Origin of the sequence: Tessaracoccus defluvii, assembly GCF_014489575.1 — a bacterium.
GTDB lineage: Bacteria > Actinomycetota > Actinomycetes > Propionibacteriales > Propionibacteriaceae > Arachnia > Arachnia defluvii.
The window spans coordinates 13,739-33,118 of the sequence record NZ_CP060789.1 but is presented as its reverse complement, the minus strand read 5'-3'; the positions used below and the strand labels follow the sequence as shown (position 1 = coordinate 33,118).

At 69.8% G+C, this 19,380-nt stretch carries 19 protein-coding genes; 10 read left to right on the top strand and 9 right to left on the bottom strand.

Features of this window, described 5'->3' with window-relative positions; all coding sequences use genetic code 11:
- Positions 1-36: 36 nt before the first annotated feature.
- Genes ygfZ through H9L22_RS19360 form a run of 3 tightly spaced genes read right to left on the bottom strand, consistent with a single transcriptional unit; the run spans position 37 to position 1,587 of the window.
- A complete protein-coding gene (gene ygfZ / locus H9L22_RS00130; RefSeq protein ID WP_187721114.1) occupies positions 37-966 on the bottom strand; it encodes a CAF17-like 4Fe-4S cluster assembly/insertion protein YgfZ in 930 nt (309 codons plus the stop codon).
- Entirely contained in the window at positions 966-1,469 is a 504-nt protein-coding gene (locus H9L22_RS00125) for an FABP family protein (RefSeq protein WP_226966000.1), read from the bottom strand. Before H9L22_RS00125 ends, ygfZ begins: the two co-directional genes overlap by 1 nt.
- Positions 1,459-1,587: a hypothetical protein gene (locus tag H9L22_RS19360; RefSeq protein ID WP_264292509.1), complete on the bottom strand. Its 129-nt coding sequence runs from the start codon at positions 1,585-1,587 to the stop codon at positions 1,459-1,461. The genes H9L22_RS00125 and H9L22_RS19360 overlap by 11 nt, the downstream gene beginning before the upstream one ends.
- Before the next feature lie 34 nt (positions 1,588-1,621).
- Between H9L22_RS19360 and dtd the strand changes: the two genes are divergently transcribed.
- Positions 1,622-2,059: a D-aminoacyl-tRNA deacylase gene (dtd, locus tag H9L22_RS00120; protein ID WP_187721113.1), complete on the top strand. Its 438-nt coding sequence runs from the start codon at positions 1,622-1,624 to the stop codon at positions 2,057-2,059.
- Positions 2,060-2,065: 6 nt separating this feature from the next.
- Here dtd and H9L22_RS00115 read toward each other — a convergent pair whose 3' ends face one another.
- Positions 2,066-2,815 carry an NADase-type glycan-binding domain-containing protein gene (locus H9L22_RS00115; RefSeq protein ID WP_187721112.1) on the bottom strand — a complete coding sequence of 250 codons (750 nt, stop codon included), beginning with the start codon at positions 2,813-2,815 and terminating at the stop codon, positions 2,066-2,068.
- A gap of 116 nt (positions 2,816-2,931) precedes the next feature.
- On the opposite strand from H9L22_RS00115, the gene H9L22_RS00110 reads away from it, so the two are divergent.
- The 9 genes from H9L22_RS00110 (at position 2,932) to pstB (ending at position 11,603) form a co-directional block, all read left to right on the top strand.
- Positions 2,932-3,570, top strand: a complete 639-nt coding sequence (locus tag H9L22_RS00110; RefSeq protein WP_320060625.1) for a winged helix-turn-helix transcriptional regulator — start codon at positions 2,932-2,934, stop codon at positions 3,568-3,570.
- Positions 3,560-4,102 (top strand): GNAT family N-acetyltransferase, encoded by a 543-nt coding sequence (locus H9L22_RS18175; RefSeq protein ID WP_226965999.1) that lies wholly within the window; start codon positions 3,560-3,562, stop codon positions 4,100-4,102. Before H9L22_RS00110 ends, H9L22_RS18175 begins: the two co-directional genes overlap by 11 nt.
- A complete protein-coding gene (locus tag H9L22_RS00105) occupies positions 4,027-4,422 on the top strand; it encodes a GNAT family N-acetyltransferase (RefSeq protein WP_264292508.1) in 396 nt (131 codons plus the stop codon). Before H9L22_RS18175 ends, H9L22_RS00105 begins: the two co-directional genes overlap by 76 nt.
- Complete coding sequence (locus tag H9L22_RS00100; protein WP_187721109.1) at positions 4,419-6,497, top strand: RNA degradosome polyphosphate kinase; 2,079 nt, start codon at positions 4,419-4,421, stop codon at positions 6,495-6,497. The genes H9L22_RS00105 and H9L22_RS00100 overlap by 4 nt, the downstream gene beginning before the upstream one ends.
- The gene (locus tag H9L22_RS00095; RefSeq protein ID WP_187721108.1) at positions 6,494-7,366 is read left to right on the top strand and encodes an NUDIX hydrolase; all 873 of its coding nucleotides are present in this window, start codon (positions 6,494-6,496) and stop codon (positions 7,364-7,366) included. Before H9L22_RS00100 ends, H9L22_RS00095 begins: the two co-directional genes overlap by 4 nt.
- 164 nt (positions 7,367-7,530) lie before the next feature.
- Positions 7,531-8,649 carry a phosphate ABC transporter substrate-binding protein PstS gene (gene pstS / locus H9L22_RS00090; protein WP_187721107.1) on the top strand — a complete coding sequence of 373 codons (1,119 nt, stop codon included), beginning with the start codon at positions 7,531-7,533 and terminating at the stop codon, positions 8,647-8,649.
- A 99-nt stretch (positions 8,650-8,748) separates the two neighbouring features.
- Entirely contained in the window at positions 8,749-9,732 is a 984-nt protein-coding gene (pstC, locus tag H9L22_RS00085) for a phosphate ABC transporter permease subunit PstC (protein ID WP_187721106.1), read from the top strand.
- On the top strand, positions 9,732-10,808 hold the full coding sequence (gene pstA / locus H9L22_RS00080; protein WP_187721105.1) for a phosphate ABC transporter permease PstA: 1,077 nt from the start codon (positions 9,732-9,734) through the stop codon (positions 10,806-10,808). Before pstC ends, pstA begins: the two co-directional genes overlap by 1 nt.
- Before the next feature lie 15 nt (positions 10,809-10,823).
- Positions 10,824-11,603, top strand: coding sequence for a phosphate ABC transporter ATP-binding protein PstB (gene pstB / locus H9L22_RS00075; protein WP_187721104.1), 780 nt, complete (start codon positions 10,824-10,826; stop codon positions 11,601-11,603).
- A gap of 10 nt (positions 11,604-11,613) precedes the next feature.
- Here pstB and yicI read toward each other — a convergent pair whose 3' ends face one another.
- From yicI to H9L22_RS00050, 5 genes are read right to left on the bottom strand one after another with little or no spacing between them, the layout of a single operon-like run.
- Positions 11,614-13,872 (bottom strand): alpha-xylosidase, encoded by a 2,259-nt coding sequence (gene yicI, locus H9L22_RS00070; protein WP_187721103.1) that lies wholly within the window; start codon positions 13,870-13,872, stop codon positions 11,614-11,616.
- Entirely contained in the window at positions 13,869-15,827 is a 1,959-nt protein-coding gene (locus H9L22_RS00065) for a beta-galactosidase (RefSeq protein ID WP_187721102.1), read from the bottom strand. The genes yicI and H9L22_RS00065 overlap by 4 nt, the downstream gene beginning before the upstream one ends.
- A 17-nt stretch (positions 15,828-15,844) precedes the next feature.
- Positions 15,845-16,798: a carbohydrate ABC transporter permease gene (locus tag H9L22_RS00060; RefSeq protein ID WP_187721101.1), complete on the bottom strand. Its 954-nt coding sequence runs from the start codon at positions 16,796-16,798 to the stop codon at positions 15,845-15,847.
- Positions 16,795-17,757: an ABC transporter permease gene (locus H9L22_RS00055; RefSeq protein ID WP_187721100.1), complete on the bottom strand. Its 963-nt coding sequence runs from the start codon at positions 17,755-17,757 to the stop codon at positions 16,795-16,797. Before H9L22_RS00055 ends, H9L22_RS00060 begins: the two co-directional genes overlap by 4 nt.
- Before the next feature lie 4 nt (positions 17,758-17,761).
- Complete coding sequence (locus tag H9L22_RS00050) at positions 17,762-19,207, bottom strand: extracellular solute-binding protein (protein ID WP_226965998.1); 1,446 nt, start codon at positions 19,205-19,207, stop codon at positions 17,762-17,764.
- Between the last annotated feature and the right edge of the window lie 173 nt (positions 19,208-19,380).

The following is a 19,380-nucleotide window of genomic DNA, read 5'->3' as shown; positions in this document are numbered from 1 at the left end:
CGGGCCGCAGCCGCCGTCACACGAGCTCCCCTGGGCTCACCCCAGCTGCGGACGGATGTGCAGGCCGACGTCCGGGTCCACAAGCACCTCCTGCGCGGCCGCCTGCCCGTCGACGAGCAGGGTCGCCTCCACCGGCACGTTCCGCTTGACCAGCGCCAGCGCGACAGGGCCGAGCTCGTGGTGGCGGGCCGCCGACCCGACGAAGCCCACCTCCTTGTCGCCGTGCAGGACAGCGGCTCCCGCCGCCGGTAGCTCCGAGCGCGAGCCGTCCAGCAGCAGCTGCACGAGCCGACGCGGTGGCCGTCCGAGGTTGTGGACCCGGGCCACGGTCTCCTGGCCCCGGTAGCAGCCCTTCTGCAGGTGCACCCCGACGAGGCCGATCTCGTTGGGCAGCGTCTTGTGGTCGGTGTCCACATGGATCCGCGGTGCGCCGGCCGCGATCCGCATGGCCTCGAAGGCCCACGTGCCGACGGTGGGTTGGAGCTCCGCGCCCTGCGGCACGAACACCTCCAGGCCCCCCAGGTCGCTGTCCCGGCGCCGCCACGACGCGTCGACGGCGACGGTGTGACCGACCCAGGCGACGGAGAGGTCGTCGCGGCGCCGCACCTCGACCCGGGCGGCGAACCGCATCATGTCGAGGTAGCGGGCCAACTGCTCCCCCCGGCCGGGCTCCGTCCAGGCGAGGAAACTCTCCCCGTCATCGACGCCGTAGAGGATGTGCTCGATGTGGCCCGTGGGAGAGAGGATCAGCGCCGTGGTCGACTCCCCCACCGGCAGCTTCTCCAGGTGCTGCGAGGTGATCGCGTGCAGCCAGCTCAGCCGTTCCGGGCCGGCGATCTCGACGACCTCGCGGTTCCCGAGGTCGACCACACCGTCGCCCTTCTCGAGCGAGCGAGCCTCGGCGACGGGGTTGCCGAAGTGCCAGGGCAGGCCCGCGTCGGGACCGGATTCAACCAGGACAACCATCAGGCCCTCTTCAGCCGGGCCCACATGTGCGGGCGCAGTTCGTGTTCGGTGGTCGCGCGGTCCAGCGCATACATCAGGTCCCCCTCGACCTTGCCGTAGAGCCGCTGCCCCGCCGAGTGGGAGACGGTGGCCGACGAGGTGCGTACGACCGCGTCAGTGACCAGGTCGATGCGGGTGACGGCGATCTTGCCGACGAGCACCTCGGTCCAGCCGTCTGCGCTGGTGAGGACGACCTCGAGCGACGCGTCGGGCTGGGGCCGCCAGAAGCCGGCCTCCATCCCCGACGGCACGGACTCGGCGCCGTCGGCCCCGATCTCGAACGTCTGCGACGCATAGAAGAGGTAGTCGCCGCCGTTGTGGCTGAACTCGATGCGCTGCTCGAACTCGAACGCATTGCCCTCATGGTCGGTGCCGTTGCCGGTGCCCTCCCAACGTCCGACCAGCCAGCCAAGGGCGGTCAGGCTCGGGTTGAGGCCCTCAGGCACCTCGATGTCAATGTTCACGCTTGTCTCCTCGTAGCTGCCCGCGCAGGCTCCACAGGACGACCCCGAGCGCGGTCAACGCGAGCAGGCTGGTGCCGGCGGCGAAGACGATCAGCACCCACACGAGGATCGTTCCCATGGCGGTCAGTATACGAACCGCCACAATGGAGCCCATGCGCGTTGTTGTGACCAGGGTCCGTTCCGCCTCCGTGACCGTCGGAACCGAGGTGGTGGGCGAACTCCCCCGCCCCGGCCTCCTCGTCCTCGTCGGCGTCGGGCACGACGACGGGCCCGAGCAGTGCGCCGCGCTGGCGCGCAAGATCTGGGGGCTGCGGATCCTCGACGATGAGGCGTCGGCCAGCGACAGGGACGCCCCCGTCCTGGTGGTGAGCCAGTTCACGCTCTACGCCTCGACCCGCAAGGGCCGACGTCCCTCCTGGAGTCGAGCCGCCCCCGGCCCGGTCAGCGAGCCGCTGGTCGAGCACTTCTGCCGCGAACTCGAGCTGCTGGGCGCGACGGTGGAGCGGGGCCGCTTCGGCGCAGACATGCAGGTGGCCTCGGTCAACGACGGGCCGGTGACGATCGTGATCGACACCGACGACTGGCAGTGAGGCCCGTCAGGAGGGGCCGAGGAACTCCAGGAGACTGATCGACACGGCGTCGACCCGCTCCCCCTCCTCGCCGGGCGGGGTGGCGGAGACGACCTCGAGCCGCGCCCCGTTGGTCCTCACCGGCGGGAAGCGCACCTCCTGCGGGCCGCGGCCGTTGACGGCCAGCCCCTGCTCGAAGAACGAGCCGTCGGGGAAGGTCCAGCGGATCCGCGTGATCTGCCGCTCGGCGAGATAGCGGTCGGGCCAGGCGGTGTTGCCGTTGACCAGCCGCACCCCGATCAGCTGCACCTTGCGCCCGAAGCCGAAATCGATGGCCTCCCCGGCCCCGTCTCCCGGGCACCGCCAGATCGTCGAGGCGTCGCCGTCGACCAGCGCGGACACCACCGGTTCGCCCGTGTCCTCCAGGCAGGCGCCGGTGGCCGTGACGACGCGGACGACGGAGGCCGCCTGCTCCGGCGTCGACCTGGGCAGTGCCGTCGGCGTGACGGTCGCCGACGGGGCCGTGGTCGGCTGGGGAGGCTGCACCCGCGGGATGGGCGGGAACAGGAACGCCCGGCCCAGCACGAAGGAGATCGCGACCGCCAGGACGAGCGTCACGACGAGCGGGCGCCAGGCGACCCCCTCGCGGACCCGTCCGGGCGCGACGGACCGCACCGCGGACGATTGCGGCATCCAACGCGGGGGCTGCTGTGGCCCCACGTCGTCCGATTCCGCCGCCCGCGCCCGGAAGTACTCATCGGGCACGCGCTGCACCATGGCCCGAATCCTACAAACATCCGCCCCGTCCGGGGCCCTGGCCACCGATGATGGGCCAGCGACGTGGGGCGATAAGATACTCGCGTCGTCCGGCTGAAGGAGGAAGCTTGAGCGAAGTGCTTCTCATCTCCGAGGCCGAGCCCCCCGCCGAACTCGCCCTGCTGAGCCACCAGGTCTCGCGGGTCCACTCAGCGGCCCAGGCCCTTGCCGAGGGCACCGCAGCCGATGTGGTGTTGATCGACGCCCGCAGCGACCTGGCTGGCGCGCGCGCCGCCTGCCGCTCGCTCGCGGGGACCGCCCCCATCCTGCTGTTCGTGCCGGTCGCGGGGCTGGCGCTGATCTCCACGGAATGGGGTTTCACCGACTTCATCGTGGCGGGCAGCGAACCCGCCGAGCTGGAGGCCCGGATCCGCATCCTGGCCCGCACGGGCAGCGATCCCGATCTGCTGGTGGCGGGCCCGATCCGCGTCGACCCGGCGGCCTACTCGGCCAGCATCGAAGGCGAGCCGCTCGACCTGACCTACACGGAGTTCGAGCTGCTGCGCTACCTGATGCAGCATCCCGGCCGGGTCCTGTCCCGCGAGACGCTCGTGAGCCAGGTGTGGGGCTACGACTACTACGGCGGCACCCGCACCGTCGACGTCCATGTCCGTCGGCTCCGCGCCAAGCTCGGCCAGTTCGACACCTACATCGGTACGGTGCGTAACGTGGGCTATCGGTTCGCAAGTACGCGGGAGGCGCAACGTGTTGGTTAACCTGTCCCCTCTGACGGAGACGATGCGCGATGCGCTGCGTCGCCTCGTCGAGCAGATCGCGGAACACGACGGCATCTCGCCGGTCAACGAGTCCGCGCTGCTCGGCATCGAGGGGCTCCGTGACGCCGACTTCTTCTTCATGGGGCTGCGCTCCGACCCCTACGGCTTCGTGGTGGTCGACGAGCGCGACAAGACGCTGCTGGTGGGGGTCCACCCGGGCCATCGCGGCGACGGCGTCGCCACGGAGCTGCTCGCGGAGGCGCTGGCCAACTACCCGGGCTACTCGGTGTGGGCGTTCGGCACTCTCCCTGGCGCGACGGAGCTGGCGACGCGGGCCGGGCTGACCCCCGTCCGGGCACTGCTGCGGATGGAGCGTCCCCTCGGGGCCATCGCCGTCCCCGCCGCCCCGAGGGGTACCGGATCACGACGTACCGCCCCGAGTTCCGCGAGCAGGTGGTGGCCGTCAACGCCGCCGCCTTCGCGCACCACCCGGAGCAGGGCAGGCTCACCGTCGCCGAGTTCGACCAGTTGACGGCGCAGCCGTGGTTCGACCCGGCGGGCCTCTTCGTCGCCGTGCACGGCGACGAGGTCGTCGGCTTCCACTGGACGAAGCGGCACGGTGGCGGCCTCGGCGAGGTCTACGTCATCGCGGTCGCCCCCGGCCACGAGGGCAGGGGGCTCGGCGCCGTCCTCCTCGCGGCGGGCCTGTCCTATCTGCACGGCCACGGCGACGACCGCGTGCAGCTCTATGTGGAGGGCGACCAGGAGCGGGTCGTGCGGATGTACCGCAACGCCGGCTTCGAGGTCGCCCAGGTGGACACGAGCTTCCGGATGAAAGAGACCCCCCAGTGAGCGAGACCCCTCTGCCCGCGGACCGTTACCTCGACCGTGAGTTGTCCTGGCTCGCGTTCAACAACCGGGTCCTCGATCAGGCCCGCGACGCCACGCGCGTCCCGCTCATCGAGAGGGCGCGGTTCCTCGCCATCTTCTCCTCGAATCTCGACGAGTTCTTCATGGTCCGCGTCGCCGGCCTCAAGCGCCGCATCGCCGCCGGCGTCGCCGTCCCCACTGTCACCGGCAAGATGCCCGGCGAACTGCACGACGAGCTGCTGGCGGCCGTGGCCGACCTGGTGACCGAACAGTCGGCGCTGTTCCAGAACGAGATCCGTCCCGCCCTGGCCGCGGAGGGCATCGAGATCCTGAAGTGGGACGAGCTGACGGCCGCCGAGAAGGACAGGATGCGGGAGTTCTTCGCCGAGCGGATCTTCCCCGTCCTGACGCCGCTGGCGGTGGATCCGTCGCATCCGTTCCCCTACATCTCGGGGCTGTCGATCAACCTGGCCGTGCTGCTCCGGAACCCGGCGACGGGCTCCCGTCAGTTCGCGCGCGTCAAGGTGCCGCCGCTGCTGGCCCGCTACGTCAAGCTCGGCGAGGGCCGCTACGTGCCGCTCGAGGAGATCATCTCCCGCCACCTCGGCCAGCTGTTCACCGGCATGCAGGTGCAGTCCCACACCACCTTCCGGGTGACGCGGAACGAGGACATCGAGGTCGAGGAGGACGACGCCGAGAACCTCCTGTTCGCCTTGGAGAAGGAGCTCCTGCGCCGCAAGGTCGGCCGCCCTCCGGTCCGCCTCGAGGTCGAGGACGACATCGACGAGCGCATGCTCGAGATGCTGATGGCGGAGCTGGACGTTCACGAGAACGAGGTGTTCCGCATCGCGGCCCCGCTCGATCTCACGGGCCTGTTCGCGTTGAGCGAGTCGAAGCGCGAGGACCTCCTCTACCCGAACTTCCTCCCGATCACGCACCCCAGCCTCGCCGAGGTCGAGAGCGCCCGCCCCGCCGACCTGTTCAAGGCGCTGAAGCTGCGCGACGTGCTGGTGCAGCACCCGTACGACTCGTTCGCCACCTCGGTGCAGCGGTTCATCGAGCAGGCGGCCGCCGACCCGGCCGTGCTGGCCATCAAGCAGACGCTCTACCGCACGTCGGGAGACTCCCCCATCGTCGACGCCCTGATCGAGGCGGCCCAGGCAGGCAAGCAGGTGCTCGCCATCGTCGAGATCAAGGCCCGCTTCGACGAGCAGAACAACATCGGCTGGGCCCGCAAGCTCGAGAAGTACGGCGTGCACGTCGTCTACGGCATGCTCGGCCTCAAGACCCACTGCAAGCTGGCGCTCGTGGTGCGCGAGGAGGGCGACGGACTCCGCCGCTACGCCCACATCGGCACCGGCAACTACAACCCGAAGACGGCCCGCCAGTACGAGGACATGGGGCTGCTGACGTCGAACCCGGTCATCACCGACGACGTCGCCCGCCTGTTCAACCACCTCTCAGGCATGACGCAGGAGACCAACTACCGGCGCCTGCTGGTCGCCCCCCACGGCATCCGCAAGGGGCTGATCGACTACATCGAGGAGGAGATCGCCAACCACCGGAAGGGCCTGCCGTCGGGCATCAAGATCAAGACGAACTCTGTCGTCGACGAGGCCATCATCGACGCGCTGTACCGGGCCTCCCAGGCCGGCGTCCCCGTCGACATGCTGATCCGGGGCATCTGCACCATCCGCCCGGGCGTTCCCGGGCTGAGCGAGAACCTCCGGGTCCGGTCGATCCTCGGGCGGTTCCTCGAGCACTCCCGGGTCTTCTGGTTCGCCGGGGGCGGGAATCCCCGGGTGGGTATCGGCTCGGCCGACCTGATGCACCGCAACCTGGATCGGCGCGTCGAGGCGATCGTCGCTCTCTCCAACCCGGCCCACATCCGCCAGATCGAGAGCCTGTTCGAGCAGGCCTTCTCGCCGGAGACGGTGCACTGGGAACTCCTGGACGACACATGGACCTGCCACACCACGGACGCTGACGGGCACCCGCTCACCGATCTCCAAGAGAGCCTCATCCAGCAGACGGCCGCACGGCGTTCCTCGCGATGAGCAAGAAGGCGAAGATCCGGGCCGCGGGTGCGGTCGCGCTGCGCGGCACCGGCGACGACATCGAGGTGCTGCTGATCCACCGGGGTCGGTACAACGACTGGTCGCTGCCGAAGGGAAAGGGGAAGGTCGCGGAGCTGCCGCCCGTGACGGCGGTGCGTGAGGTCCTCGAGGAGACGGGTGTCACCGTCAGCCTCGGGATGCGGCTCCCCCGGATCCGCTACAACGTGCCCAAGGGCGCCAAGACCGTCGACTACTGGAGGGCCGAGGTCGTCCACGAGGGCCCCTTCGAGCCCAACGCGGAGGTCGACAAGGTGCGTTGGATGTCGATCGCGCAGGCGATGAAGAAGATGACCTACGCCGACGAGCGTCGCGTGTTGAGTGCCGCGTTGCTGGCCCCGCACAGCACCCCGCTGCTGCTTGTGCGCCACGCGAAGGCGATGCTCCGCAAGGACTGGAGCGGCAGGGACCAGGACCGCCGGATCACCGCGCGCGGCAGGAGGCAGGCGGACAGGCTGCGGCCGCTGCTCGGCGCCTACGGGACGCAGGAACTGATCTCGTCGTCGTCCGCCAGGTGCATGCAGACGCTGGCGCCGTACGCCGCCGAGCGGGGCCTGTCCCTCCACGCCGAGGAGATGCTCACGGAGGAGGAAGGCACCGTCCGCCCCAAGGACGTGCGCCGGTACATGGCGGGGCTGCTCGCCGGGCTCGAGGTGCCGACGGCCATCTGCGGGCACCGGCCGGTGCTGCCGTCGATGTTCGAGGGGCTCGGGCTGGACCCCCGGCCCATGGTGGTGAGCGAGGTGATCGTCATCCACCGCGACGACGAGGGACGACGGCTCGCGGTGGAGGTCCACAAGCCCACGGCCTGACCGCCGGAGCCGGGGAGGGGAAACCCTTCCGCATCGTTCACCTTCCGTTCACCATCGGCCAGCCAAGTCGTCACCTTGCGCGCCTAGCCTCCGAAGCGAAGCCGGGTCACCGGCGCGGGCCTCACGGCCCGACACCCCACACGTTCCGGAAGGTAACTCCCCGAATGAAGATTCGTCTCACCGCCGCCCTCGGCCTCTCCGCCGCGCTGCTACTCACCGCCTGCGCCGCCAACGAGGTTCCGGCCGGCACCCCGTCGGCGGACTCGACCGGCTCGGCCGGCACCACCTCGGCCCCCGGCACCCCGGCCGTTGAGCTCTCCGGCACCCTGTCGGCCAAGGGCGCCTCCTCCGCGAAGGTCGCCCAGGAGACCTGGACCGCTCTGTTCCAGACCGCCAACCCGGCCGTCACCGTCAACTACTCGCCCGACGGCTCCGGCGCCGGCCGCGAGGCCTTCATGGCCGGCGGCGCCGACTTCGCCGGATCCGATCGCGCACTGAAGATCGAGGAGAATGTCGCCGGCGCGTTCGCCGGCTGCACCCCGACCTCGACCGCCATCGACGTCCCGGTCTACGTGTCGCCGATCGCCGTGATCTTCAGCGTCGAGGGTGTCACCGACCTCAAGCTGACCCCGGAGGTCCTCGCGAAGCTCTTCCGCGGTGAGATCACCAACTGGAACGACCCGGCCATCGCCGCCCTCAACCCAGGCGTCAACTTCCCGGATCTCGCCGTCACGCCGGTGCACCGCTCCGACGAGTCCGGCACCACCGAGAACTTCACCGACTATCTCGCGGTCGCCGCGGAGGGCGTCTGGACCGACAAGCCCTCGCAGGAATGGCCGGTCCAGGGCGGGGAGGCCGCGAAGGGCACCTCCGGTGTCGTGCAGGCCGTCACCAGCGGCAAGGGCACCATCGGCTACGCCGACGCCTCCCAGGCCGGCGCGGCCAGCGTCGCGATGATCGGCCCCGACGGCGCCTTCGAGCTTCCGACCGAGGGCGCGGCGGCCGCCGCCGTCGAGAACTCACCGCTCGAGGAGGGCCGTGCGGCGGGCGACATCGCCATCAAGCTCGACCGCCGGGCCGCCGGCTACCCGATCGTGCTGGTCTCCTACGTCATCGCGTGCTCCGAGTACCAGGACGCCGAGAAGGCCGCGCTCGTGAAGGGCTACCTGAGCCTCATCGTGTCGGAAGAGGGCCAGTCGGCCGCCGCCGAGACCGCGGGTTCCGCGCCGCTGTCCGATACGCTGCGTGAGAAGGTCATCGCCGCCGTCGATTCGATCAAGTGATCCCGACGAACTGAGTCGACCGCGACGCGCCCATCCGAGCAGGGTGGGCGCGTTCCGCGGCTCAGGACAGGCCATCTCAGCACCACCAGGAGAACCGTCATGACCACCGACACCACGGAGCCGAGCGCCGCGGAGAGGTCCGCAGCCCTCGACGCCCTGCGGGGCGACCGCCGTCGCTACGGGGACACTCTGTTCAAGGGCACGGCCACAGCCTCCGGCACCGGCATCCTCCTCATCCTCGCGGCGGTCGCGACGTTCCTGACCGTCCTGTCCTTCCCGGCCATCACCTCCCCGGCCGCGGACCTGCCCTACGGCGCCTTCTGGTCCTGGGTGTTCCCGTACGCGGCGGGCACCATCTGGGCGGCGGGGCTGGCGATGCTGTTCGCCGTGCCCGTCGCCCTCGGTGTGGCACTGTTCATCACCCACTACGCGCCGCGGCGGCTGGCCGTCAGCCTGGGCTACATCATCGACCTGTTGGCCGCCGTGCCCTCGGTCGTGTTCGGTCTGTGGGGCATCAACGTGCTCGCCCCGATGCTGCAGCCCGCTTACGTCTGGCTCAACACGAACTTCGGCGACGTGTGGGGACTGTCCTGGCTGTTCGGCGGGACGGTGTCCGGCACCGGCCGCACGATCTTGACGGTGGCCCTCGTGCTCGCCGTCATGGTCCTGCCGATCATCACCGCGGTGTCCCGCGAGGTGTTCCTGCAGACCCCGCGCCTCCACGAGGAGGCGTCCCTGGCGCTGGGCGCGACCCGCTGGGAGATGATCCGCCAGGCTGTGCTGCCGTTCGGGACCCCCGGCATCGTGTCTGCCTGCATGCTCGGGCTCGGCAGGGCACTCGGCGAGACGATGGCCGTGGCCATGGTCCTCTCCCCCGGCAACGGCTTCCACACGCTGCTGCTGACGTCGTCCAACCCGAACTCGATCGCCGCGAACATCGCACTGCAGTTCCCGGAGGCCTACGGGCTGGCACGCAACCAGTTGATCGCCTCCGGCCTGGTCCTGTTCCTCATCACCCTCATCGTCAACATGGGCGCCCGGGCCATCGTCGCCCGGCGGTCCGAGTTCTCCGGAGCCAACTGATGACCGCCACCCAGACCGCGGCCCAGCCGCGCAACATCCTCAACTCGGCGCAGCTGCCGCGGTTCACGTCCCTGGGACTCCTGGCCGCCTCGATGGCGTTCAGCTTCGGGGTCCTGCTGGTGGGCGGCATCACCTCGGCGCTGGCCGGCCTGCTGCTCGGCACCCTCATCTACTTCGTGACGAACTTCGCGCTGTCCAGCGCCGTCGAGGGGCGCCGCAAGGCGACCGACCGGCTCGCCCGCAACGTCGTCACCTCCTTCTTCGTGCTGGCCCTGTTCCCGCTGGTCTCTGTGATCTGGGGGACGCTGTCGAAGGGTCTCACCCGCTTTGACGGCGAGTTCTTCAGCTCTTCGATGCGCAACATCATCGGCGCCGGCGGCGGCGCCGTCCACGCCATCTGGGGCACCCTGATCGTCACGAGCCTGGCGACGCTGATCTCGGTGCCGATCGGCATCATGTCGGCGATCTTCCTCGTCGAGTATGGCACCACCGGAAAGGCGGCGCTGCTGGCCAGGACGATCCGCTTCTTCGTCGACGTGATGACGGGCATCCCGTCGATCGTGGCGGGACTGTTCGCCTACACGATCTTCTCGATGCTGATGGGCCCCGGCACCAACAACGGCATCTCGGGCGCCGCCGCGCTGTCCGTGCTGATGATCCCCACCGTGGTCCGCTCCACGGAGGAGATGCTGCGGCTGGTGCCCAACGAGCTGCGGGAGGCGTCCTACGCGCTCGGGGTGCCGAAGTACCGCACGATCTGGCGCATCGTCCTGCCGACGTCGATCGGCGGCATCGTCACCGGCGTGATCCTCGGCATCGCCCGCGTGATCGGCGAGACGGCCCCGCTGCTCGTGACGGCGGGCATCACGGCCTCCATGAACCTCAACGCGTTCGCCAACGAGATGGCGACGCTGCCCGTGTTCGTCTACTACGAGTACACGACGCCGGGCACCGACCCGCAGAACTACATCGACCGCGCCTGGGCCGGCGCGCTGACCCTCATCATCATCGTCATGGGACTGAACCTGATCGGGCGCCTCGTCGCCTGGAAGTTCGCTCCCAAGACCGGCCGCTGACCCGAGAAGGAACCCATGTCCAAGCGCATCGAGATCAAGGATCTCAACATCTACTACGGCAAGTTCCACGCCGTCAAAGACGTCAGCATGGTCGTCGAGCCCCGCTCCGTCACGGCCTTCATCGGCTCCTCCGGCTGCGGCAAGTCGACGGTGCTGCGGTCTCTGAACCGCATGCACGAGGTCATCCCCGGCGCCTACAGCACCGGCAGCGTGCTGCTCGACGGCGTCGACCTGTACGACCCGGCGGTCGACCCGGTGCGGGTGCGGCGACAGGTGGGCATGGTGTTCCAGCGGCCCAACCCGTTCCCCACCATGAGCATCAAGGAGAACGTGCTGGCCGGCGTCCGCCTCAACAAGTCGCGGCTGAGCCGCTCCGAGGCGGACGAGATCGTGGAGCAGTCCCTGCGCGGCGCGAACCTCTGGAAGGAGGTCAAGGACCGCCTGGAGCGTCCCGGCTCCGGCCTGTCGGGCGGCCAGCAGCAGCGCCTGTGCATCGCCCGTGCCATCGCCGTCCACCCCGACGTCCTGCTGATGGACGAGCCCTGCTCCGCGCTCGACCCGATCTCGACGCTGGCGATCGAGGACCTGATCAAGCAGCTGAAGGAGACCTATACGGTCGTCATCGTGACGCACAACATGCAGCAGGCGGCCCGGGTCTCCGACCAGACGGCGTTCTTCAACCTGCGCGAGCACGGCAAGCCGGGCGAGCTGATCGAGATCGGCTCGACCGAGAAGATCTTCCACAACCCGGATCAGAAGGCCACCGAGGACTACATCACCGGCCGCTTCGGCTGAGCGGGGCCCCTCAGGCGAAGGGCAGTCGGACCTCCGGGCCGGCTGCGTGGACGCTCTCCGCGCCCGCGTGGCGGACCGACCAGGCCGCCGGGGCGTCCTGCGCCCGCACCAGGACCCCGTCCGCGTCGGCCGACACCTCGAAGACGGCGTCGGCGCCGTCGGGCCGCGGCACGACGACGGTCCGCGACATGCCCGGCTCCCAGCCGTACAGCTCGAGCGTGACGCCGTCGGCCCAGTCGTACTCGGGTCGGTCGTTGACGGCGCCGCGCGGCAGCACCGCGCCGGGGCGCGCCAGCAGCGGCACCGAGTGGAAGTCGTGGCGTTGCCGCACCCAGCGGGGGCCGGTGACGCTCGAGCCGTCGAGGACGCTCGTCCAGGTGCCCTCCGGCACGTAGAACGTCACCTCGCCGTCCTCGCTCAGCACCGGCGCGACCAGCAGCTGGTCGCCCAGCATGTACTGCAGTTCAACCCCGGCTGTGCCCGGGTCGTCGGGGAACTCGAAGTACATCGGCCGCATGACGGGGGTGCCCTGCTCATGGGCGAGGTCGCCCAGCCGGACGAGGTACGGCATGAGCGACAGCTTCAGCCGGGTGAACTCACGGGTGACGTCGACCGCCTCCTCGTCGAAGGCCCACGGCACGCGGTACGAGTCGGACCCGTGCAGCCGCGAATGGCTGCTGAGCAGGCCGAACGCCAGCCAGCGCTTGAACACGGTCGCGTCGGGGGTGCCCTCGAAGCCGCCGATGTCGTGGCTCCAGAACCCGAAGCCCGACGATGCGAGGCTGAGCCCGCCGCGCAGCGACTCGGCCATGGCGGGGAAGGTGGACTCGCAGTCGCCGCCCCAGTGGACCGGGAACTGCTGGCCCCCCGCGGTGGCGGAGCGGGCGAACAGCACCGCCTCCCCCTCGCCGCGGACCTCCGTGAGCAGGTCGAAGACGGCCTCGTTGTAGAGGTGCGTGTAGTAGTTGTGCATCCGCATCGGGTCGGAGCCGTCGTGCCAGACAACGTCGGTGGGGATCCGCTCGCCGAAGTCCGTCTTGAAGCAGTCGACCCCCTGGTCGAGCAGGCCGCGGAGCCTGCCCAGATACCAGGCCTTCGCATCGGGGTTGGTGAAGTCGACCAGCGCCATGCCCGCCTGCCACAGGTCCCACTGCCACACGGAGCCGTCGGCGCGGCGGACGAGGTAGCCGAGGTCGCGGCCCTCCTCGAACAGCGCAGAGCGGCGCGCGATGTACGGGTTGATCCAGGCGCAGATGCGCAGCCCCTTCGCCTTGAGCCGGGCCAGCATCGCGTCCGGGTCGGGGAAGGTGGCCGGGTCCCACGTGAAGTCGGACCAGTGGAAGCCCCGCATCCAGAAGCAGTCGAAGTGGAACACCGACAGCGGCAGGTCCCGCTCCGCCATCCCGTCGATGAAGCTGCTGACGGTCGCCTCGTCGTACTCGGTGGTGAAGCTGGTCGACAGCCACAGCCCGTAGCTCCAGGCGGGCACCTTCGCGGGGCGCCCTGTCAGTGCCGTGTAGCGGCGGAGCACGTCGGCCGGGGTCGGGCCGTCGATGACCAGGTAGCGGAGCCGCTGCCCCGCCACCGAGAACTGGGCCCGGGAGACCGACTCGGTGGCCAGCTCGTAGGACACGCGCTCCGGATGGTCGACGAAGACGCCGTAGCCGCGGTCGCTGAGGTAGAGGGGCACGTTCTTGTAGGCCTGGTCGCTCGAGGTGCCGCCGTCGGCCTGCCAGATGTCGACGCTCTGCCCGTTCTTGACGAGCGGGCCGAACCGCTCGCCGAGGCCGTAGAGGTGCTCGCCGGGCGCGATCGTCAGCTGCTCCCGGACGAAGTGCCCCTCGCCCGCGACCGTCAGGGCGCCGATGGACCGCTCGGTCGACGACGTCAGGACACGGCCGCCGCTGCGGAAGTCCAGCTGCCAGGGGGTGGTCTCCCGCAGCGCGGCGGTCAGCGTCCCGCTGGTCAGGGTGGACCAGCCGTCGGCGCTCGCGACACTCACCTCGGGCGAGCCCTCCGCCAGCCGGAACCGGGGCTCGGGCACTCTCTGGTCCCAGTGTTCGATGGTCACCCCGATGATGCCCTCGGCGGGCGAGTCGAGCGTCACCGTCAGCTGCGGGCAGTTGAGGGTGTCGCCGCGGCTCGCGACGGGCCGGGTGGGGGCGTGCGCCACGATGCGGTCGGCCGTCCGCTCGACCTCGGCGATGGCGCGGGGACGCAGTTCGGTGACGCCGGGCCGGAGCAGCCAGTAGCCGTCGGTGAACTTCATGGGTGGACCTCTCTCAGGGCAACGACGCCGCCGGGCGGCAGGGGGGCGACGCGGTCGAAGCCCGCGCCGGTGAGGACATCGGTGGCCGGTCCGCGCAGCGTCAGCGTCAGCGGGGCCGGGGTGTTGTTGAGGGCGAAGGTGACGCCGCCCCGGACGGCGATCTCGGCGCCGCCGACGTCGGCCAGCACGCCCAGGTCGGGCAGGATCCCGACCGCCGCGAGTGCGCCGTCGAGCAGGTCGGCGAGCCGGGCCGGGGGCAGGTCGCAGGCCAGGTAGGTGAACCCGCAGGTGGCCGAGGTGACGATCGCAGGCCCGAGGTCGGGGTGCAGGAAGGAGGCGCCGGGCCGGCCACCCGTCAGGGTCAGCTGCTCGGCCCAGCCTGTCACCTCGAAGTCGCCGAGGTCGGCCGAGGCGACGCCGATCGGCGCCGCGAGGGGCCACCACTGTTCGCCGCGGGCGCCGAGCAGGTCGGTCAGCCCGGCCGGGAAGGGGCCGGGCAGCAGCGCGGTGTTCCCATCGACGACGGCGGAGAACGGCCCCATGACGAGCTGACCGCCACGGGCCAGGTGCGTGCGCAGGCCAGCCAACGCCTCGGGGCGGAGCAGGTGCTGCGACGGCGCCAGCACGAGGTCGTAGCCGCCCAGGTCGGAGGTGGAGGCGACCAGGTCGACCCGGATCCCCCGCTCCCACAGCGGGCGGTACCAGGCGTGCAGCGTCTCCAGCGGGTCACGGTCGCGCGACGGGACGCTCGGCTCGCGCGCGGCCCACCAGGAGTCCCAGTCGAAGAGCATCGCGACGCGGCCTCCGACGGGGGCCCCGGCGACGCCGTCGAGCCGCGCGAGCTCCGCGCCGAGCGCGACCACGTCGCGGTGCAGCCGTGAGTCCTCGCCGGCATTGGGGAGCATGGCGGAGTGGAAGCGTTCCGAGCCGGAGCGGGACTGCCGCCACTGGAAGCTGAGCACGCCGTCCGCGCCGTAGGCGACGGCCCGCAGCACGTCCCGGCGACGCTGCGAGCTGGTCTTCGGCACGTTGTGCCGCCGCCAGTTCACCGCCCCCATGGCCTGCTCCATCATGAGCCACCGGCCGTTCCCGAGCGAACGCATGAGCTCGTGGACCAGGGCGGTGCGCGAGGGCTGCTCCTGGTCGGCCGGGTCGCCGTAGTGGTCGTCGGTGACGACGTCGACCTCGGCGGCCCAGGACCGGTAGTCGGCGAGCTCGAAGAAGCCCATGAAGTTCGTGGTGATGGGCCGTCCGCCGACGAGCGGCCGCAGCACATCCCGCTGGTCCCGGTAGCAGTCGAGCAGCAGGTCGGACACGAAGCGGCGGTGGTCGAGCCACTGGGCGGGGTTGAGCAGGTACGGCACGCGGCGCGGCACCCCCACCTGCGCCCAGGAGGAGTAGTGCTGGCTCCAGAAGGCGGTCCCCCAGGCCTCGTTCAGCACCTCCAGGGACCCGTACCGGGAGCGCAGCCAGGCCCGGAACCCCTCGGCGCACAGGTCGCAGAGGCAGCGCTGACCGTACTCGTTGCCGACGTGCCACAGCGTCACGCCGGGATGGTCGCCGAACTCCTCACCCAGTCGGCGGGCCACGTCGAGGCAGGCCGCGCGGTAGACCGGCGAGCTGGGGCAGAAGTGGTTCCTCGACCCGTGGCCCAGGCGGACGCCGTCCTCCGTGACCGCGAGGGTCTCCGGGTGGAGGGTGCCGAGCCAGGGCGGCGGCGACGCCGTCGGGGTGGCCAGGTCGACGGCGATGCCAGCGGCCCAGAGGTCGTCGACCACCCGGTGGAGCCAGGCGCTGTCCCACGTGTCGGGATCCGGCTGCAGGGTGCCCCACGAGAAGACGCCGACGGTGACGAGGGTGACCCCTGCGCGCACCATCGCGGCCACGTCATCGGCCCGCACCTGCTCCGGCCACTGCTCCGGGTTGTAGTCGCCGCCGTAGCTGATCCTCGTCATCTGCGGATTGTCCCCCGTCATCCCTTGACGGCGCCGAAGATGACGCCCTTCGTGAAGTGACGCTGCACGAACGGGTAGACGATCAGGATCGGGATCATCGCCAGGACGACGACGGCCATCTTGACCGGCAGGCCCGTGACAGCGCCCTCGATGATGTCCACCTGTCCGGTGCCGGAGCCGGGCAGGGTGGCCCCCTGCAGCACGTAGCTGCGCAGCACCAGCTGCAGCGGCCACAGGGTGTTGTCGTTGATGTAGAGCATGGCGTTGAAGAACGCGTTCCAGTAGCCGACGCCGTAGAAGAGGGCGACGACGGCGATGACGGCCTTCGACATGGGCAGCACGATCCGGGTCAGGATGCGCCACTCCCCCGCGCCGTCGATCCGGGCGGCCTCCAGGATGGCCGGCTCGATCTGCATGAAGAAGTTCCGCAGCAGGAGGACGTTGAACGCGCTCACCGCGCCGGGGAGGATCAGCGACCACAGGTTGTCGATGAGGCCGAGCCCGCTGACCACCAGGTAGGTGGGGATCATGCCCGCGCCGAAGAACATCGTGACGATGAAGACGAACAGGATGGGGCGGTGCCCCAGCGAGTTGGGCCGCGACAGACCGTAGGCCGCCAGGATCGACACGGCTGTCGACAGCAGCGTGCCGACGCCCGTGACGAACGTGCTCACGAGCGTGGCCTGCGTGACGATGCCTCCGGAGAGGATCTGGCGGTAGGCGGCGAGCGTCAGCTCGTCCGGCACGGACACCATGCCGCCCGCCCTGGTGACGGCGGCGTTGGTCGACAGCGACGTGATGACGATCATCCACAGCGGATACAGCACGGCCAGCGAGATCAGGACGAGGATGATGCCCTTGCCGAGCGTGCCCAGCAGGCTCGGCTCCTCGTCCCAGACGGGCCGCTTGCTGCGCCGACGCGGCCGGGCGGGCGTCGTCGTCTCGGGTTCGGAGATGGTTGCGGTACTCATGCCTTCTGGTACACCCCTGCCTCGCCGAATGCGTGTGCAATCTTGTTCGCGCCGAGGACCAGGCCGAGGCTGACGACGCCCTTGACCAGGCCGGCCGCGGCCGCGAAGCTCCAGTCGCCGTTGATGACGCCCTGGTAGTAGACGTACGTGTCGATGACCTCGCTGGTCTCGGCCCCGACCGCGGAGCGTTGCAGGATGAGCTGCTCGAATCCGACGTTGAGGGCGTCGCCGAGGCGGAGGATCAGCAGGAACACGATGGTCGGCCGCATGGCGGGCAGTGTGATGTGCCACATGCGTCGCCACCGGTTGGCGCCGTCCATGGCCGCCGACTCGTAGTGCGCCGGGTCGACGGTGGACAGCGCGGCCAGGAAGATGATGATGCCCCAGCCCGCGTCCTTCCAGATGGACTGCGACGTGATGAGCACCAGGAACGTGTCCGGGTTCGTCATCAGGTCGAAGCCGGTGTAGCCGCGCGCCGTCAGCAGCCGGTTGATGAGGCCGGCCCCGCCGAACAGCTGCTGGAAGACCGTCACGACGATGACCCAGCTGAAGAAGTGCGGCAGGTAGACGACCGACTGCACCACGGTGCGGACCTTGCCGGACACCACCGAGTTGAGCAGCAGGGCCAGCACGATGGGGATCGGGAAGTAGAACACCAGCTGGAACAGGGTGATGACCAGCGTGTTACCGACGGCGTGGAGGAACTGCGGGTTGTTGAAGACCCGCACGAAGTTCGCCCAGCCGACGAACGGGCTCTCCCGGATGCCGACGTAGGGCGAGTAGTCCTGCCAGGCGATGACGTTGCCGAGCATCGGGAGGTAGGCGAAGACCATCAGCAGCAGCACCGCGGGGATCGTCATCAGCAGCAGCGGAGCATCGCGCCGCAGGCGGGTCGTAAAGGAGAGCGCCCGGTGCGGCGTGGGGGTCTCCGCACCGGGCGCTGTTGGCGTGCGTCGCATCGGCCTACTGCTCGTCCAGGATCTTCTGGTAGAAGGTCCGCAGCTCCTCGCCGCCGGACTTGCGCCAGGTCTCGACCGCCGCATCCAGGTCGGAGAGGCTCTTGCGTCCGCGGGCGATGTCCTTCTCCAGGTCGGTGAAGGGGGTGGCCAGCGACGCGTACTCCGACGGCTCGGCGATGTTGAGCCCGTAGAAGACCGGGTCGACGAAGTGCTTGGCCGTCTCGTTGATCCAGGTGCTGGACGCCTCGACGTAGCCGGGGAACTGGACCTTGGTGTTGGCCACCGGCGGGTCGACGAGGAAGATGTACGTCGGCTGCAGTTCGGTGGCGGCAAGCTCGGTGCTGACGGGCAGCCCGTCGCCGTCGATCGTGTAATGCTCATTCTCGACGCCGAAGTTGATGAGCTGGTATTCGGTGGTCCCGAAGGGAGAGGCCAGGAAGTCGGCGATCTTCAGGAGTTCCTTGATCTTCGCCTCGTCGTCGGTCTTCTTCAGGTAGGACATGATGCTGGCGGCATTGCCCTTGTAGATCTTGACATCCGTGCCGTTGACGCCGAACACCGGCATGGGGCGCTGCGAGTAGCCCGGGTTGCTGCCCAGGTTGCGCTGGAGCGCCTCGGACCAGCCGCCGATGCCGTCGTTGGCGATGAGGGTGCGGCCCGACTCGAAGCGGGTCTTCGCGTCGCCGTTGTTGCCGGCGACCGCATCCGGGTGCACGACGCCGGCCTCGAACAGCTTGCGGATCCACTCGAGGGCGCCGCGGTACTCCTCGGTCTCGACCCGGTGGACAAGCTTGTCGCCGTCGAGCTTCCACTTGGACGGCGTCTCGTACATGTTGGCGGCCTGCGTCCACAGGTCCTCGGCACCGTAGACACCCTTGCCCGGGTCGGTCAGCTGCTTGGCGAGCTCGATCAGTTCGTCCGGCGTCGTCGGAAGGTCGGTGATGCCCAGCTCGGCGAAGATGTCGTCGCGGTAGAACAGAGGGTTCGGAACACCGCTGTCGGGCATCGGGAGGCCGACGAGCTTGTTGTTCCACACGCAGAAGCGCCAGGCGTCGGTGGGGATGTTGGCGAGGTTCGGGTACTCCTTGACCTTGTCACCGGCCAGGTAGGGCGTCAGATCGGTGAACAGCTGGTCGACGGCGGTGCCGAAGCGCGGCGGGACGTTCCAGGAGGGGATGCACACCCAGTCCGCGATGTCCTTCGGGGATGCGAGGACGGCGGCGAGCTTGTCGCCGTAGGTGTTGCCGTCGGAGATCTGGAACTCGACCTTGCTGCCGATGGCCTTGTTCACCGTGTCGAAGTACAGGTTCCCGGTGGTGGGCGGGATGGCTCCCCACAGCGGCGTCATCGCCTTGTAGGTGCCCCCGGAGCCGGGCGGGGCGGGGAAAGCCTGGACGAACTCGGGGATCGACGTGTATCCGCTCGCGGGTGCCGGGAAGTCCGGTTGCACGTACTCCTTGGGGATGTAGCTGGGAAGGATCTCGCCAGCGCCGGCGCCGGACGAGGTGGCGCCGCCGGGTGTGCCTGCCCTCCCGGGGAGGTGCCGCCGTCGGTGCCCGCGCAGCCGGACACGACTGCGGCGCCTGCGATCCCGGCCGTGACGCCGAGGAATCCCCGCCGGGA

Excerpts from the sequence above, each read along its gene's own strand:
- dtd (WP_187721113.1), top strand. The coding sequence starts at position 1,622 with ATGCGCGTTGTTGTGACCAGGGTCCGTTCCGCCTCCGTGACCGTCGGA.
- H9L22_RS00095 (WP_187721108.1), top strand. The coding sequence starts at position 6,494 with ATGAGCAAGAAGGCGAAGATCCGGGCCGCGGGTGCGGTCGCGCTGCGC.
- pstB (WP_187721104.1), top strand. The coding sequence starts at position 10,824 with ATGTCCAAGCGCATCGAGATCAAGGATCTCAACATCTACTACGGCAAG.
- H9L22_RS19360 (WP_264292509.1), bottom strand. The coding sequence starts at position 1,587 with ATGGGAACGATCCTCGTGTGGGTGCTGATCGTCTTCGCCGCCGGCACC.
- yicI (WP_187721103.1), bottom strand. The coding sequence starts at position 13,872 with ATGAAGTTCACCGACGGCTACTGGCTGCTCCGGCCCGGCGTCACCGAA.
- H9L22_RS00065 (WP_187721102.1), bottom strand. The coding sequence starts at position 15,827 with ATGACGAGGATCAGCTACGGCGGCGACTACAACCCGGAGCAGTGGCCG.
- H9L22_RS00060 (WP_187721101.1), bottom strand. The coding sequence starts at position 16,798 with ATGAGTACCGCAACCATCTCCGAACCCGAGACGACGACGCCCGCCCGG.
- pstC (WP_187721106.1), top strand. The coding sequence starts at position 8,749 with ATGACCACCGACACCACGGAGCCGAGCGCCGCGGAGAGGTCCGCAGCC.
- pstA (WP_187721105.1), top strand. The coding sequence starts at position 9,732 with ATGACCGCCACCCAGACCGCGGCCCAGCCGCGCAACATCCTCAACTCG.
- H9L22_RS00115 (WP_187721112.1), bottom strand. The coding sequence starts at position 2,815 with ATGGTGCAGCGCGTGCCCGATGAGTACTTCCGGGCGCGGGCGGCGGAA.
- ygfZ (WP_187721114.1), bottom strand. The coding sequence starts at position 966 with ATGGTTGTCCTGGTTGAATCCGGTCCCGACGCGGGCCTGCCCTGGCAC.
- H9L22_RS00055 (WP_187721100.1), bottom strand. The coding sequence starts at position 17,757 with ATGCGACGCACGCCAACAGCGCCCGGTGCGGAGACCCCCACGCCGCAC.
- pstS (WP_187721107.1), top strand. The coding sequence starts at position 7,531 with ATGAAGATTCGTCTCACCGCCGCCCTCGGCCTCTCCGCCGCGCTGCTA.